The sequence below is a fragment of the Polaromonas sp. P1_F9 genome (assembly GCF_056405615.1).
Genome location: NZ_JBFUBT010000009.1, coordinates 88,012 through 102,649, shown reverse-complemented (window position 1 = coordinate 102,649; position 14,638 = coordinate 88,012). Strand labels below are relative to the sequence as shown.

The following is a 14,638-nucleotide window of genomic DNA, read 5'->3' as shown; positions in this document are numbered from 1 at the left end:
AAGGACGAAGGCGGCCGCCACACGCCATTCTTCAACAACTACCGCCCCCAGTTCTACTTCCGCACGACGGACGTGACCGGTGCGATCGAGTTGCCAGAAGGCAAGGAAATGGTCATGCCAGGCGATAACGTGTCGATCACCGTCAAGCTGATCAACCCGATCGCCATGGAAGAAGGCCTGCGCTTTGCCATCCGCGAAGGCGGCAAGACCGTCGGCGCCGGCGTCGTTGCCAAAATCATTGCGTAATTTGTAAGGTTTGATGGAGGGGTATAGCTCAATTGGCAGAGCGTCGGTCTCCAAAACCGAAGGTTGTAGGTTCGATTCCTACTGCCCCTGCCACCCGGCTTTGATGAGTGTCGATGCTGAGGGTGGTTTGAAAAGATAAAAAGCAAGCCCGCCAGGAGTCAAAAACTCCAGGTGGGCTTAAGCGTCTGCAGAGACGCATGAAGATTGAACAGGAAATCGGCGACCATGGCCTCTTCTCAAGTTGAAACCGTCAGTACCAACGCCGACAAGGCCAAGTTGGCTGTGGCTGTCGCGCTGGTGCTGGCCTCGCTGGTGGGCTTCTATTTCTTTGCCAAGCAGGGTCAATTAGCCCAGTGGGGTGCCTTGATTGCTGGTTTGGTGGCGGCGATTGCTGTGTTCATGACCTCGGAGTCGGGCAGGCAATTTGTGGCTTTTGGGCGTGACTCATGGCGCGAGGTCCGGAAAGTTGTCTGGCCGGCTCGTAAAGAAGCCATCCAGATGACGGCCTATGTATTCGGTTTTGTGGTGATCATGGCCTTGTTCTTGTGGCTTACGGACAAAACGCTCGAATGGGTGTTTTACGACCTGATCCTGGGATGGAAAAAATAATGAGCGATCTGAACGGCACGGTAGTCAGCGAAGTGGCGGCGGGAACGTCTCTCACGCCGACCCCAGGCATGCAGTGGTATGTCGTCCATGCCTATTCCGGCATGGAAAAAGCGGTCGAGCGCAACATTGTTGAGCGCATCAACCGTGCGGGCATGCAGTCCAAGTTTGGTCGTTTCCTGGTGCCCACTGAAGAAGTGGTTGAGATCAAGAACGGTCAGAAGAAGACGACCGAGCGCCGGTTTTTTCCGGGCTATGTGCTGGTTGAAATGGTCATGGATGATGAGACCTGGCATCTGGTGAAGCACACCAACAAGGTGACGGGTTTTGTCGGTGGCGCCAAGAATCGCCCGGCCCCGATCTCTGAGGAAGATGTTCAGAAGATCGTCAGCCAGATGCAGGTCGGTACCGAGAAGCCGCGCCACAAGGTCGAGTTTGAAACGGGCGAATACGTCCGCGTCAAGGATGGCCCCTTCACCGACTTCAACGGTACGGTGGAAGAGGTCAACTACGACAAGAACAAGGTGCGTGTGTCGGTCACGATCTTCGGGCGTGCTACACCGGTAGAGCTGGAATTCAGCCAGATCGAAAAGACGTAATTTCGGTTTGGTAAATAATTTCGCGCCTTGCAACTCGGCGCGAAACGGTCCTTACGGATTGTTTTTGAGTTGTGTAACCCCCGGGGAGCCCGGACCTGCTTTGGCAGCGTTCGGGCGTTATGACCCGCAAGGAGAAAAGTATGGCGAAAAAAATCGTCGGCTTCATCAAGCTGCAAGTGCCAGCTGGTAAGGCCAACCCGTCCCCCCCGATTGGCCCGGCTTTGGGTCAGCGCGGCCTGAACATCATGGAGTTCTGCAAGGCATTCAATGCGCAGACCCAAGGTGTTGAGCCGGGTCTGCCGCTGCCTGTGGTGATCACGGCATTTGCCGACAAGAGTTTTACCTTCGTCATCAAGACACCTCCGGCAGGCGTCCTGATCAAAAAGGCCATCAAGCTCGACAAGGGTTCGTCCACGCCGCACACGGTGAAGGTTGGCAAGATTTCCCGCGCACAGCTTGAAGAAATCGCCAAGACCAAAATGAAAGACATGACGGCTGCTGACCTCGACGCCGCAGTTCGCACGATTGCCGGTACGGCCCGTTCCATGGGCGTGTCGGTGGAGGGTGTTGTATGAGCAAGCTGACCAAACGCCAGAAGACCGTTGGCGACAAAATCGACAGCAACAAGCTGTACGCCATTTCCGATGCCCTCGGCCTCGTGAAGGAATTCGCAGTCGCCAAGTTCGATGAATCCATCGACGTGGCTGTCCAGCTCGGCATCGATGCCAAGAAATCCGACCAGGTCGTTCGCGGCGCTGTCGTGCTGCCAAACGGCACCGGCAAGACCAAGCGCGTGGCCGTGTTCGCCCAAGGCGCCAAGGCTGAAGAAGCCAAGGCTGCCGGCGCAGACATTGTCGGCATGGACGATCTGGCTGCCGAAATCAAGGCCGGCAAGATGGACTTCGACGTGGTGATTGCTTCCCCCGATGCGATGCGCATCGTAGGTACGTTGGGCCAGGTGCTCGGCCCCCGCGGCCTGATGCCCAACCCCAAGGTTGGCACCGTGACGCCTGACGTGGCGCAAGCCGTCAAGAATGCCAAAGCCGGTCAGGTCCAGTTCCGTGTCGACAAGGCCGGTATTGTTCACGGCACGATTGGCCGCCGCTCGTTCGACACCGCCAAGTTGCAAGGCAATCTGGCTGCACTGATCGACGCGTTGCAAAAAGCCAAACCGGCTTCGAGCAAGGGCGTGTATTTGAAGAAAGTTGCGGTTTCGTCAACGATGGGTGTGGGCGTTCGCGTCGACACGCAAACCATCGCAGCGTAATCGCGGAAATTTGAGCAGCCTGCAGGGGTTGTTCAATGTGGTGGGCTGCCGGTGTTCGCTCCGGCAGGTCATCAAAGACCGTTGGCGTGGCAGGCTTTTTGGGCTTGCCGCTTAATCGAAAGACAGCCAACGCAGATGGCGGTCCCGCTGCAGATGGTTTTGCAAAGAATCTGAAACAGTTGGTCGCTGAACATGAGCGTGTTGAAGGTTGAAGGTGGTGAAAGCCGCTGGAACCTGACCACACATTTTTAAGGAGTAGACCTTGAGTCTCAACCGCAGTGAGAAACAAGCCGTCATTGATGAAGTGACTGGCCTCGCCGCTAAAGCTCAAACGCTCGTGATGGCGGAATACCGTGGTATCACGGTCGCTGACATGACCCGTCTGCGCAGCCAAGCCCGCGACAAAGGCGTGAACCTGAGTGTTCTGAAGAACACCCTGGCTCGCCGCGCCGTGGCAGGCAGTGCATTCGAAGTCGTGTCCGACCAGATGACCGGTCCGCTGATCTATGGCTTTTCCACAGATGCCGTGGCTGCTGCAAAAGTAGTCGCTGACTTCGCAAAAACCAATGACAAATTGGTAATTCGCGGTGGTGCATTTGGCGGTAAATCCCTGGACGTGAACGGCGTGAAGCAACTGGCCAACATTCCTTCCAAGGAAGTGTTGCTCGCCCAGTTGTGTGGCTTGCTGATGTCGCCTATGTCGCGTACGGCCGTTGTGCTGGGCGCCCTGGCGGCCAAAAAGGGCGGCGGCGCAGCCGATGCCCCCGCAGCAGCTGAAGCTGTAGCAGCGTAATTTGTACCCAACTTTTTAGGAAATTCAAAATGGCATTCGATAAAGACGCATTTTTGACCGCGCTGGATAGCATGACGGTCCTCGAACTCAACGAACTGGTGAAATCCATCGAAGAGAAATTTGGCGTGAGCGCAGCTGCGATGGCTGCTCCCGCTGCTGGCGGTGGCGGCGGTGCTGCTGCAGCTGCTGAAGAGAAGACCGACTTCAATGTCGTGCTGCTCGAAGCTGGCGCCAACAAGGTGTCGGTCATCAAGGCCGTTCGCGAAATCACCGGTCTGGGCCTGAAAGAAGCCAAGGACCTGGTTGACGGTGCTCCGAAGAACGTCAAGGAAGGCGCTCCAAAGGCTGACGCAGAAGCTGCGAAGAAGAAGCTCGAAGAAGCCGGCGCGAAAGTCGAACTCAAGTAATTCTTGGTGTTTGAGAAGGCTGGAAGACCGTAGTCGGGCTTCCAGCCTTTCGTGTTTCAAGGAACACACCGAAAAGCAGACTCGAGCCGTCCTTTTTTCAGTTTTCTTCGAAAACTGGCAGGCCTGCAGCCTGCCCAGTGTTTTGTAGAAACACTGGAAAGCAGACTTAAACCGTCTGCTTTCCAGTGTTTTCTGACCCCGACTGCAGAAAACGCCTTGGTTCGGGTGACGTGCAATGCGTCACCGTCCGCCATGGTTGGTAGTGGCCAACCACCAAGCTGCCTGAATACGTGGTGTATTCGGGCACGAGAGTCGCCAGAGCCCATCAACGCGGAGAACTCATGGCCTATTCCTACACCGAACGTAAACGCATCCGCAAAAGCTTCGGCAACCGCGAAAGCGTGTTGACTGTTCCCTATTTGCTGCAAATGCAGAAAGACGCGTACACAGCGTTCCTGCAAGCCGACCGTGCACCTCAAAAGCGCACCGTGGAAGGCCTGCAGGCAGCGTTTGAAAACGCTTTCCCCATCGTCTCGCACAATGGTTTTGTCGAGATGAAATTCATCGAGTACAACCTGGCCAAGCCGGCGTTTGACGTGCGTGAATGCCAGACTCGTGGACTCACTTTCGCCTCGGCCGTGCGCGCCAAGGTGCAGCTGATCATTTATGACCGCGAATCCTCCACATCGCAGTCCAAGGTGGTCAAGGAAGTCAAAGAGCAAGAGGTTTATATGGGCGAAGTGCCGCTCATGACCGACAAGGGCTCTTTTGTGATCAACGGGACCGAACGCGTGATCGTGTCCCAGTTGCACCGGTCGCCTGGCGTGTTTTTTGAACACGACAAGGGCAAGACCCACAGCTCGGGCAAGCTCCTGTTTTCGGCCCGTATCATTCCCTACCGCGGTTCGTGGCTCGACTTCGAGTTCGACCCCAAAGACATCCTGTACTTCCGGGTTGACCGTCGTCGCAAGATGCCCGTCACGATTCTGCTCAAGGCCATTGGCCTGAATCCGGAATCCATCCTGGCCAATTTCTTTGTGTTCGACAATTTCCGCCTGATGGACAGCGGTGCACAGATGGAATTCGTGGCCGAGCGCATGCGCGGTGAAGTGGCCCGTTTCGACATTACCGACAAAAACGGCAAGGTCGTGGTCGCGAAAGACAAGCGCATCACCGTTCGCCATACCCGCGAGCTGGAGCAAAGCGGCACCACGACGATCAGCGTTCCCGAAGATTTCCTGATCGGCCGTGTGGTCGCCAAGAACATCGTTGATGCTGAGACCGGTGAAATCATCGCCAAGGCCAATGATGAACTGAGCGAAGTGCTGCTGAAAAAGCTGCGCGTTGCCGGCGTGCAGGATCTGCAGGTTTTGTATACCAATGAACTCGACCAGGGTTCGTACATTTCCCAGACCCTGCGCTCCGACGAAACCGCAGACGAGTTTGCTGCGCGCGTCGCCATCTACCGCATGATGCGTCCCGGCGAGCCGCCCACCGAAGATGCTGTGCAGGCCCTGTTCCAGCGCTTGTTCTACAACCCGGATACCTACGATCTGTCCAAGGTCGGCCGCATGAAGTTCAACGCCCGCGTCGGCCGCGATTCTTCCACCGGCCCCATGGTCATGACCAACGAGGACATCCTTGCTGTCGTCAAAATCCTGGTGGATCTGCGCAACGGCAACGGCGAAGTCGATGACATTGACCACCTCGGCAACCGCCGCGTGCGTTGTGTCGGCGAACTCGCTGAAAACCAGTACCGTACTGGTCTGGCACGTATCGAAAAGGCCGTGAAAGAGCGCCTCGGCCAGGCCGAGCAAGAGCCGCTGATGCCGCACGACCTCATCAACAGCAAGCCGATTTCGGCTGCGCTGAAAGAGTTCTTCGGTGCATCGCAACTCTCGCAGTTCATGGACCAGACCAACCCGCTGGCCGAAATCACCCACAAGCGCCGTGTTTCGGCCCTTGGCCCGGGCGGTTTGACCCGCGAACGCGCCGGCTTTGAAGTGCGTGACGTGCACGTCACCCATTACGGACGCGTCTGCCCGATTGAAACGCCTGAAGGTCCGAACATCGGCCTGATCAACTCGCTGGCCCTGTATGCCCGCCTCAACGAATACGGTTTCATTGAAACGCCGTATCGCCGTGTGGTGGACGCCAAGATCACCGACCAGATCGACTACCTGTCGGCCATCGAAGAAGGCAAATACGTCATCGCCCAGGCCAACGCGGCTCTGGATGATGCAGGCAAGCTGACCGGTGACCTCGTGTCTGCCCGGGAAAACGGTGAGTCCGTCCTGGTGGGCGCAGAACGCGTCCAGTACATGGACGTGTCTCCTGCACAGATCGTCTCGGTGGCGGCTTCCCTGGTTCCGTTCCTGGAGCACGATGACGCCAACCGCGCTTTGATGGGCGCCAACATGTCCCGTCAGGCCGTGCCTGTACTTCGTCCCGAAAAGCCGCTGGTCGGCACGGGCATTGAGCGGGTTGCTGCGGTTGACTCCGGCACCGTGGTGACTGCCAACCGTGGCGGTGTGGTGGACTACGTTGATGCCACCCGCATCGTGGTGCGCGTGAATGATGCAGAAGCCCTCGCCGGCGAAGTCGGTGTGGACATCTACAATCTGATCAAGTACCAGCGTTCCAACCAGAACACCAACATCCACCAGCGTCCTATCGTCAAGATCGGCGACAAGCTGGCCAAGGGTGATGTGATTGCCGACGGTGCATCGACTGACCTGGGCGAAATCGCCATTGGCCAGAACATGCTGATCGCGTTCATGCCGTGGAACGGCTACAACTTCGAGGATTCGATCCTGATTTCCGAGCGCGTGGTGGCTGAAGACCGCTACACCTCGATTCACATCGAAGAACTCGTCGTGATGGCCCGTGACACCAAGCTGGGTGCCGAAGAAATCACGCGCGACATTCCCAACCTGTCCGAGCAACAGCTGAACCGCCTCGACGAATCCGGCATCATTTATGTCGGCGCTGAAGTCCAGCCGGGCGACACGCTGGTCGGCAAGGTCACGCCCAAGGGCGAGACCACGCTGACACCGGAAGAAAAGCTGCTACGCGCCATCTTCGGCGAAAAGGCCAGCGATGTGAAAGACACCTCGCTGCGCGTGAGCCAGGGCTCGCAAGGCACCGTGATCGACGTGCAGGTCTTCACCCGTGAAGGCATTGTGCGCGACAAGCGTGCCCAGCAGATCATCGACGACGAACTCAAGCGTTTCCGCCTGGACCTGAACGACCAGCTGCGCATTGTGGAAGCCGACGCCTTCGACCGCATCGAAAAGCTGTTGATCGGCAAGGTTGCCAATGGCGGTCCGAAGAAGCTGGCCAAGGGCACCAAGATCGACAAGGCCTATTTGGCCGATGTCGAGAAGTACCACTGGTTTGACATTCGTCCTGCCGATGACGAAGTGGCTGCGCAGCTCGAAAGCGTCAAGAACTCGATGGAGCAGACGCGCCACAGCTTTGACCTGTCTTTCGAAGAAAAGCGCAAGAAACTCACGCAGGGCGACGAATTGCCAGCGGGCGTGCTCAAGATGGTCAAGGTTTACCTTGCCGTCAAGCGCCGCCTGCAGCCTGGCGACAAGATGGCTGGCCGTCACGGCAACAAGGGTGTCGTGTCCAAGATCGTTCCGGTCGAAGATATGCCGCACATGGCCGATGGCACACCGTGCGACATCGTGCTGAACCCGCTGGGCGTGCCTTCGCGGATGAACGTGGGCCAGGTGCTTGAGGTGCATCTGGGCTGGGCCGCCAAGGGCCTGGGCCATCGCATTGGGGACATGCTGCAAGCCGAAGCCAAGGTGCAGGAAATCCGCAAGTTCATGGAAACGATCTACAACAAGTCAGGCCGCGCAGAGGACCTGGCGAAGTTGTCGGATACCGACATCATCGAGATGGCCGGCAACCTGACCACCGGCGTGCCTTTTGCCACTCCCGTGTTTGACGGTGCTTCCGAGGCCGAGATCATGGGCATGCTCCAGCTGGCTTATCCGGACGACATTGCCAAGGCCAAGGGCCTGACGGCGACACGTACCCAGGCTCAGCTGTATGACGGCCGCACGGGCGATGCGTTCGAGCGCACGACCACGGTGGGCTACATGCACTTCCTGAAACTTCACCATCTGGTGGACGACAAGATGCACGCGCGCTCGACCGGTCCTTACTCGCTCGTTACCCAGCAGCCGCTGGGCGGCAAGGCGCAGTTCGGTGGACAGCGTTTCGGCGAGATGGAGGTCTGGGCGCTGGAAGCGTACGGCGCCGCCTACACGCTGCAGGAAATGCTCACCGTCAAGTCCGACGACGTACAGGGCCGCACCAAGGTCTACGAAAGCATCGTCAAGGGCGAGCACGCGATCACGGCCGGCATGCCCGAGTCGTTCAACGTGCTGGTCAAGGAAATCCGCTCGCTCGGTATCGACATCGAACTCGAACGCAGCTAATCAACAGGAAAGAAAAGGATTTAACTCATGAAATCATTACTCGACCTGTTCAAGCAATTCACGCCGGATGAGCATTTCGATGCCATCAAGATCGGCATGGCTTCGCCCGAAAAGATCCGCTCGTGGTCTTTCGGCGAAGTGAAGAAGCCTGAAACCATCAACTACCGTACCTTCAAGCCGGAGCGCGACGGTCTTTTTTGCGCCAAGATCTTTGGCCCCATCAAGGACTACGAATGCCTGTGCGGCAAGTACAAGCGCCTGAAGCATCGCGGTGTCATCTGCGAAAAGTGCGGCGTTGAAGTCACGCAGACCAAGGTTCGCCGCGAGCGCATGGGGCACATCGACCTGGCCGCACCGTGTGCGCACATCTGGTTCCTGAAGTCGTTGCCGTCGCGCCTGGGCCTGGTGCTCGACATGACGCTGCGCGACATCGAACGCGTGCTGTACTTCGAAGCATATGTCGTTACTGATCCTGGCATGACCCCGCTGAAGAAATTCAGCATCATGTCGGAAGACGACTATGACGCCAAGCGCAAGGAATATGGCGACGAGTACACCGCCAAGATGGGTGCCGAAGGCATCAAGGACCTGCTCGAAGGGCTGGACCTCGACGTCGAAATCGAGAAGCTGCGCAATGACCTGACCGGCTCCGAAATCAAGATCAAGAAAAACGCCAAGCGCTTGAAATTGATGGAAGCGTTCAAGAAGTCCGGCATCAAGCCGGGCTGGATGGTGCTCGACGTGCTGCCCGTGCTGCCGCCGGACCTGCGTCCGCTGGTGCCACTGGACGGTGGCCGTTTTGCGACCTCCGACCTGAACGACCTGTATCGCCGCGTGATCAACCGCAACAGCCGTCTGCGTCGTTTGCTGGAGCTGAAAGCGCCTGAAATCATTGCCCGCAATGAAAAGCGCATGCTGCAGGAAGCTGTGGACTCGTTGCTCGACAACGGACGCCGCGGCAAGGCCATGACGGGCGCCAACAAGCGCGCACTGAAGTCTCTGGCCGACATGATCAAGGGCAAGTCAGGCCGCTTCCGCCAGAATTTGCTGGGCAAGCGCGTCGACTACTCGGGCCGTTCTGTTATTACCGTGGGCCCAACGCTCAAGTTGCACCAGTGCGGCTTGCCCAAGCTAATGGCGCTGGAACTGTTCAAGCCTTTCATCTTCGCGCAACTCGAGTCGCGCGGCATCGCCACGACCATCAAGGCGGCCAAGAAGGAAGTCGAATCCGGCACGCCAGTGGTGTGGGACATCCTGGAAGAGGTGATCAAAGAGCACCCCGTGATGTTGAACCGTGCGCCTACGCTGCACCGTCTTGGCATCCAGGCCTTTGAGCCCATCCTGATCGAAGGCAAGGCCATCCAGCTGCACCCGCTCGTCTGCTCGGCCTTCAATGCCGACTTCGACGGTGACCAGATGGCTGTCCACGTGCCGCTGTCGGTGGAAGCACAGATGGAAGCCCGCACATTGATGCTGGCTTCGAACAACATCCTGTTCCCTGCCAACGGTGAGCCCTCCATCGTCCCGTCGCAAGACGTGGTGCTGGGCCTGTACTACACGACCCGCGACCGTACCAACGGCAAGGGCGAAGGCCTGGTGTTCTCCGACACTGGCGAAGTGCGCCGCGCATTTGACGCAGGTGAGCTTGACCTGAACGCCCGCATCAGCGTGCGCCTGACCGAGTACACCAAAGACAAGGCCACAGGCGAATTTGTGCCGTCGACCAAGCTGTGGGAAACCACGGGCGGCCGTGCACTGCTGTCCGAGATCCTGCCCAAAGGTTTGCCTTTCTCCAACATCAACAAGGCGTTGAAGAAAAAGGAAATCTCCAAGCTGATCAACGTGTCTTTCCGCAAGTGCGGATTGAAAGAGACCGTGGTGTTTGCCGACAAGCTGCTGCAGTCGGGCTTCCGCCTGGCGACAAAAGCCGGCATCTCGATCTGCATCGACGACATGCTGATCCCCAAGGAAAAGCCCGCCATCATTGCGCGCGCACAAAAGGAAGTCAAAGAAATCGAGCAGCAGTATGTCTCGGGTCTCGTGACGTCCGGCGAGCGCTACAACAAGGTGGTCGATATCTGGGGCAAGTCCGGCGACGAAGTGTCCAAGGTCATGATGGCCCAGCTTTCGAAAGAAAAAGTGCTGGACCGCAATGGCAAGGAAGTCGAGCAGGAGTCCTTCAACTCCATCTACATGATGGCCGACTCCGGCGCCCGCGGCTCTGCTGCGCAGATTCGCCAGGTCGCCGGTATGCGCGGTTTGATGGCCAAGCCTGACGGCTCCATCATCGAAACGCCGATTACCGCCAACTTCCGTGAAGGCCTGAACGTGCTGGAGTACTTTATCTCCACCCACGGCGCCCGTAAGGGTCTGGCCGATACGGCGCTGAAAACAGCCAACTCCGGCTACCTGACCCGCCGCCTTTGCGACGTGGTTCAGGATCTGGTGGTCACCGAAGAAGACTGCGGCACGCAAGAGGGTTCACTCATGCGCGCCATCGTCGAGGGCGGTGAAGTCATTGAATCGCTGCGCGACCGTATCCTCGGCCGCACGGCGGTCGAAGACATCCTGCACCCGGAAAACCGCTCGGTGCTGGCCAAGGCCGGGATTATGCTGGACGAAGACCTGATCGAAGAGCTCGAAGCAGCCGGCGTGGACGAAGTGAAAGTGCGTACTGCGCTGACCTGCGAAACCCGTTTCGGCCTGTGCGCCAAGTGCTATGGCCGGGATCTGGGCCGCGGCGGCCTCATCAACATCGGCGAAGCCGTCGGTATCATCGCCGCGCAGTCGATCGGTGAGCCCGGCACGCAGCTGACGATGCGGACCTTCCACATCGGTGGTGCCGCATCGCGCGCAGCGATTGCCTCCAGCGTCGAAGCCAAGTCCAACGGCGTGATCGGTTTCAATGCACCGATGCGCTATGTGACCAACAGCAAGGGCGAGCTGGTCGTGATCGCCCGTTCCGGCGAGATCATCATCCATGATGAGCACGGCCGCGAGCGTGAGCGCCACAAGGTGCCTTATGGCGCCACGTTGACCGTCAAGGCCGACCAGACCATCAAGGCCGGCGCCATTCTGGCCAACTGGGATCCGCTGACGCGCCCCATCATTACCGAGTTCGCCGGCAAGGTGGCCTTCGAGAATGTGGAAGAAGGCGTGACGGTTGCCAAGCAGGTCGACGATGTGACGGGTCTGTCCACCCTGGTGGTGATCGATCCGAAACGCCGCGGCGCCACGAAGGTGATCCGCCCGCAGGTCAAGCTGATTGACGCCTCCGGCCACGAAGTCAAGATCCCCGGCACCGATCACTCGGTGACGATTGGCTTCCAGGTGGGCGCGCTGGTCCAGGTGCGCGACGGCCAGGACGTGGGCCCCGGCGAAGTGCTGGCCCGTATCCCGATCGAAGGCCAGAAGACCCGCGACATTACCGGCGGTCTGCCGCGTGTTGCTGAGCTCTTCGAAGCCCGTACGCCGAAAGACAAGGGTACGCTGGCTGAAATGACCGGTACTGTGTCCTTCGGTAAAGAAACCAAAGGCAAGGTTCGCCTGCAGATCACCGACCCTGAAGGCAAGGTCTGGGAAGATCTCGTGCCCAAGGAGAAGAACATCCTGGTGCACGAAGGCCAGGTGGTCAACAAGGGCGAGTCGATTGTGGACGGCCCGGCCGACCCGCAAGACATCTTGCGCCTGCTGGGTATGGAAGAGCTGGCCCGCTACATCGTCGACGAAGTGCAGGATGTTTACCGTCTGCAGGGCGTGAAGATCAACGACAAGCACATTGAAGTGATTGTTCGCCAGATGCTGCGCCGCGTGGTCGTTGAAAACGTGGGTGATTCCAGCTACATCGCTGGTGAACAGGTCGAGCGTTCTGCCATGCTGGATGCCAACGACGCCTTGCGCGCTGACGGCAAGATTCCGGCAACGTTCAGCAACTTGCTGCTCGGTATCACCAAGGCTTCGCTGTCGACCGATTCGTTCATTTCCGCGGCTTCCTTCCAGGAAACCACCCGCGTGCTCACCGAGGCTGCCATCATGGGCAAGCGCGACGAGTTGCGTGGCCTGAAAGAAAACGTGATCGTCGGCCGCCTGATTCCTGCCGGTACCGGCATGGCCTACCACGAGGCACGCAAAGCCAAGGACCAGATGGACGATGCAGAGCGCCGTGCCATTGCTGAAGCCGAAGCGGCCGAGCTCGAAGCCATGCCCGCCGCAGCCGAAGCGGGTGGCGACAGTGCGGCTACCGAGTAAGCCAGACTGACTCCCGCGCCGCAAAAGGCGCAAGGCCCCACATCCCGCAAGGGTGTGGGGCTTTTTTTATGGGCAGGACGGCCGCCACGTGGCAATAATGCAGACGGGAATTTAAGCGAAATTTGGGTTTTGCGCATATCGGGTGTGCGTAACCAGCTATCAAAATCATAGCGTTTTCATGGTATTCAAAAGCAGCCTGCCAACTTGCCGTTTGAGCCCAAAAACAGTTAACCTCGCGGCAGTCGCCCGCCGAGCTGTCGGGTGAGTGTCAGCTCATGTCGCACCAAGGAATATCCATGCCTCTTAGCACGCTTGTTTTCGTCATTGTGTTTGCCTTGCTGGTTTTCTGGGCCGTAGGCGCCTACAACCGGCTGGTTCGGCTGAAAAACATCATTGCCAACGCTTTCGCCCAGATCGATGTGCAGCTCAAGCGCCGCTACGACCTGATTCCCAATCTGGTCGAAGCCGCCAAAAAATACCTGCAGCATGAGCAAAGCACGCTTGAGGCGGTGATGCTTGCGCGCAACCAGGCACGCGCGGCCAGCGATGCGGTGCGCAGCCGCCCTGCCAATGCCGGCGCCGTTGTGGCGCTGGCCGCTGCCGAACAGTCGCTGGACGGCAGCCTGGGGCGGCTTTTTGCCGTAGCCGAGGCCTACCCCGAACTCAAGGCCGACCAGACCATTCGTGAACTCAGCGAAGAGCTCACCAGCACCGAAAACAAGGTTGGTTTTGCCAGGCAGGCTTATAACGATGCCGTGCTGGACTACAACAATGCGCAGGGGCAGTTTCCCGCGCTGCTGATTGCCCGCACGTTCGGTTTTGGGCCTTCAGCCATGTTGCGCGCCACCGAGACGCCGGCTGAGCGCCAGGCTGTGCGTGTCCAGTTCTGAAGATATGGCCCCCACGCTTTTCACTTCGTGTAATGCGCTTCCCCCCAAGGGGGCTAATTTCCCTAGGGGCGGCCCGTCGGAAAATTGTTGGCCCGTGCTTCAGGCGGCATGAATGCGCTTTTTTGAGCGCCAGGAGACAGCGCGCGGGCAGACCACGCGGCTGTTGGTGCTGTTCGGCTTGACGGTGCTTGCGCTGGTTGTGGCCGTCAATGCCGCACTGGCGCTCACATGGCGCCTGGTGGCCCCCGGGTTCAGTGGCTACCCCGGCTACTTTTTTGCGGTGAACACGGGCGTAACCCTTCTGTTCGTGTTTGGCGGCTGGTGGCTGGAAACCTCCGCGCTCCAGGGCGGTGGCGAGAAGCTGGCGCGCCGTGCCGGTGCCCGCGAAGCCTGGCCGGCCAGCCGTGAGTCGGAACAGAAGCTGTGCAACATCGTGAGTGAACTGGCCATCGCCTCCAGCATGCGCCCGCCCCAGGCCATGGTGCTCGACCGCGAGGAGGGCATCAACGCGTTTGCCACCGGCTGGGATGAGGACGACTCGGTGGTCGCGGTGACGCGCGGTGCACTGGAGTACCTGACACGCGACGAGCTGCAGGGCTTGGTGGCACATGAATTCAGCCATATACGCGAAGGCGATACGCGCTTGAACATGCGACTGGCAGGCATGGTGTTCGGGCTTGAGATGGTCTTCAACCTCGGACGCAGCATGTGCGCGCAGAATGACAGCGGCGGGCGGTCTTTCCTTGCCTTGCCCGGCTTTGCCATCATGGCCACAGGCTCGCTCGGATGGCTTGCGGGGCGCGCACTGAAGGCGGCGGTGTCGCGCCAGCGAGAGTTCCTGGCAGATGCGCGAGCCGTGCAATTCACGCGCAGCAAGGATGGCCTGGGCGGCGTGCTGCGCAAGGTGGCGGGCCAGCAGGCGCAGGGGCTGATGCCGCGCAGCGTGCACCCGGCCGTGCAGCACATGCTGCTGGTGGGCCTTCGCGCAGACACCCACTGGTTCGCCAGCCATCCTCCCTTGGCCGAGCGCATTCGCCGCATCTATGGCCGGTCAATGGAGGCGCTACCCACGCAGCGCGATGATGAAATGCCGACGCGGCCGGACGCCATTTTCTAGATTCGCCATGG

Annotated in this window: 11 protein-coding genes and 1 tRNA gene; all 12 read left to right on the top strand. The window is 59.0% G+C overall.

What is annotated here, in order from left to right:
- Positions 1 to 246, top strand: a 246-nt coding sequence (locus tag AC1DYR_RS21215; protein ID WP_477686924.1) for an EF-Tu C-terminal domain-related protein, incomplete at its 5' end; no start/stop codon positions are given.
- 17 nt (positions 247 to 263) lie between these two features.
- Positions 264 to 339, top strand: a tRNA-Trp gene (locus tag AC1DYR_RS21210).
- Between the two features lie 132 nt (positions 340 to 471).
- Positions 472 to 855 carry a preprotein translocase subunit SecE gene (gene secE, locus AC1DYR_RS21205; RefSeq protein WP_477670198.1) on the top strand — a complete coding sequence of 128 codons (384 nt, stop codon included), beginning with the start codon at positions 472 to 474 and terminating at the stop codon, positions 853 to 855.
- A 68-nt stretch (positions 856 to 923) separates the two neighbouring features.
- Positions 924 to 1,451, top strand: a complete 528-nt coding sequence (gene nusG, locus AC1DYR_RS21200) for a transcription termination/antitermination protein NusG (RefSeq protein WP_228778638.1) — start codon at positions 924 to 926, stop codon at positions 1,449 to 1,451.
- Between the two features lie 140 nt (positions 1,452 to 1,591).
- Positions 1,592 to 2,026, top strand: coding sequence for a 50S ribosomal protein L11 (gene rplK / locus AC1DYR_RS21195; RefSeq protein ID WP_007871338.1), 435 nt, complete (start codon positions 1,592 to 1,594; stop codon positions 2,024 to 2,026).
- A complete protein-coding gene (gene rplA, locus AC1DYR_RS21190) occupies positions 2,023 to 2,718 on the top strand; it encodes a 50S ribosomal protein L1 (protein WP_477706827.1) in 696 nt (231 codons plus the stop codon). The genes rplK and rplA overlap by 4 nt, the downstream gene beginning before the upstream one ends.
- A gap of 262 nt (positions 2,719 to 2,980) precedes the next feature.
- Positions 2,981 to 3,511 (top strand): 50S ribosomal protein L10, encoded by a 531-nt coding sequence (gene rplJ / locus AC1DYR_RS21185; RefSeq protein WP_457282627.1) that lies wholly within the window; start codon positions 2,981 to 2,983, stop codon positions 3,509 to 3,511.
- A gap of 29 nt (positions 3,512 to 3,540) precedes the next feature.
- Positions 3,541 to 3,918, top strand: coding sequence for a 50S ribosomal protein L7/L12 (gene rplL / locus AC1DYR_RS21180; protein ID WP_431094480.1), 378 nt, complete (start codon positions 3,541 to 3,543; stop codon positions 3,916 to 3,918).
- Positions 3,919 to 4,259: 341 nt separating this feature from the next.
- Entirely contained in the window at positions 4,260 to 8,372 is a 4,113-nt protein-coding gene (gene rpoB / locus AC1DYR_RS21175) for a DNA-directed RNA polymerase subunit beta (RefSeq protein ID WP_457306669.1), read from the top strand.
- Between the two features lie 27 nt (positions 8,373 to 8,399).
- Entirely contained in the window at positions 8,400 to 12,620 is a 4,221-nt protein-coding gene (gene rpoC, locus AC1DYR_RS21170; RefSeq protein WP_477670196.1) for a DNA-directed RNA polymerase subunit beta', read from the top strand.
- Positions 12,621 to 12,916: 296 nt separating this feature from the next.
- Complete coding sequence (locus AC1DYR_RS21165) at positions 12,917 to 13,510, top strand: LemA family protein (RefSeq protein WP_477706826.1); 594 nt, start codon at positions 12,917 to 12,919, stop codon at positions 13,508 to 13,510.
- Positions 13,511 to 13,622: 112 nt separating this feature from the next.
- Entirely contained in the window at positions 13,623 to 14,627 is a 1,005-nt protein-coding gene (locus AC1DYR_RS21160; RefSeq protein WP_477706825.1) for a M48 family metalloprotease, read from the top strand.
- Positions 14,628 to 14,638: the final 11 nt, after the last annotated feature.

What these genes read in the sequence shown, in the direction of transcription:
- secE (WP_477670198.1), top strand. Translation starts at nt 472, where the DNA reads ATGGCCTCTTCTCAAGTTGAAACCGTCAGTACCAACGCCGACAAGGCC.
- AC1DYR_RS21165 (WP_477706826.1), top strand. Translation starts at nt 12,917, where the DNA reads ATGCCTCTTAGCACGCTTGTTTTCGTCATTGTGTTTGCCTTGCTGGTT.
- rpoB (WP_457306669.1), top strand. Translation starts at nt 4,260, where the DNA reads ATGGCCTATTCCTACACCGAACGTAAACGCATCCGCAAAAGCTTCGGC.
- rplA (WP_477706827.1), top strand. Translation starts at nt 2,023, where the DNA reads ATGAGCAAGCTGACCAAACGCCAGAAGACCGTTGGCGACAAAATCGAC.
- rplL (WP_431094480.1), top strand. Translation starts at nt 3,541, where the DNA reads ATGGCATTCGATAAAGACGCATTTTTGACCGCGCTGGATAGCATGACG.
- rplK (WP_007871338.1), top strand. Translation starts at nt 1,592, where the DNA reads ATGGCGAAAAAAATCGTCGGCTTCATCAAGCTGCAAGTGCCAGCTGGT.
- AC1DYR_RS21160 (WP_477706825.1), top strand. Translation starts at nt 13,623, where the DNA reads ATGCGCTTTTTTGAGCGCCAGGAGACAGCGCGCGGGCAGACCACGCGG.
- rpoC (WP_477670196.1), top strand. Translation starts at nt 8,400, where the DNA reads ATGAAATCATTACTCGACCTGTTCAAGCAATTCACGCCGGATGAGCAT.
- nusG (WP_228778638.1), top strand. Translation starts at nt 924, where the DNA reads ATGCAGTGGTATGTCGTCCATGCCTATTCCGGCATGGAAAAAGCGGTC.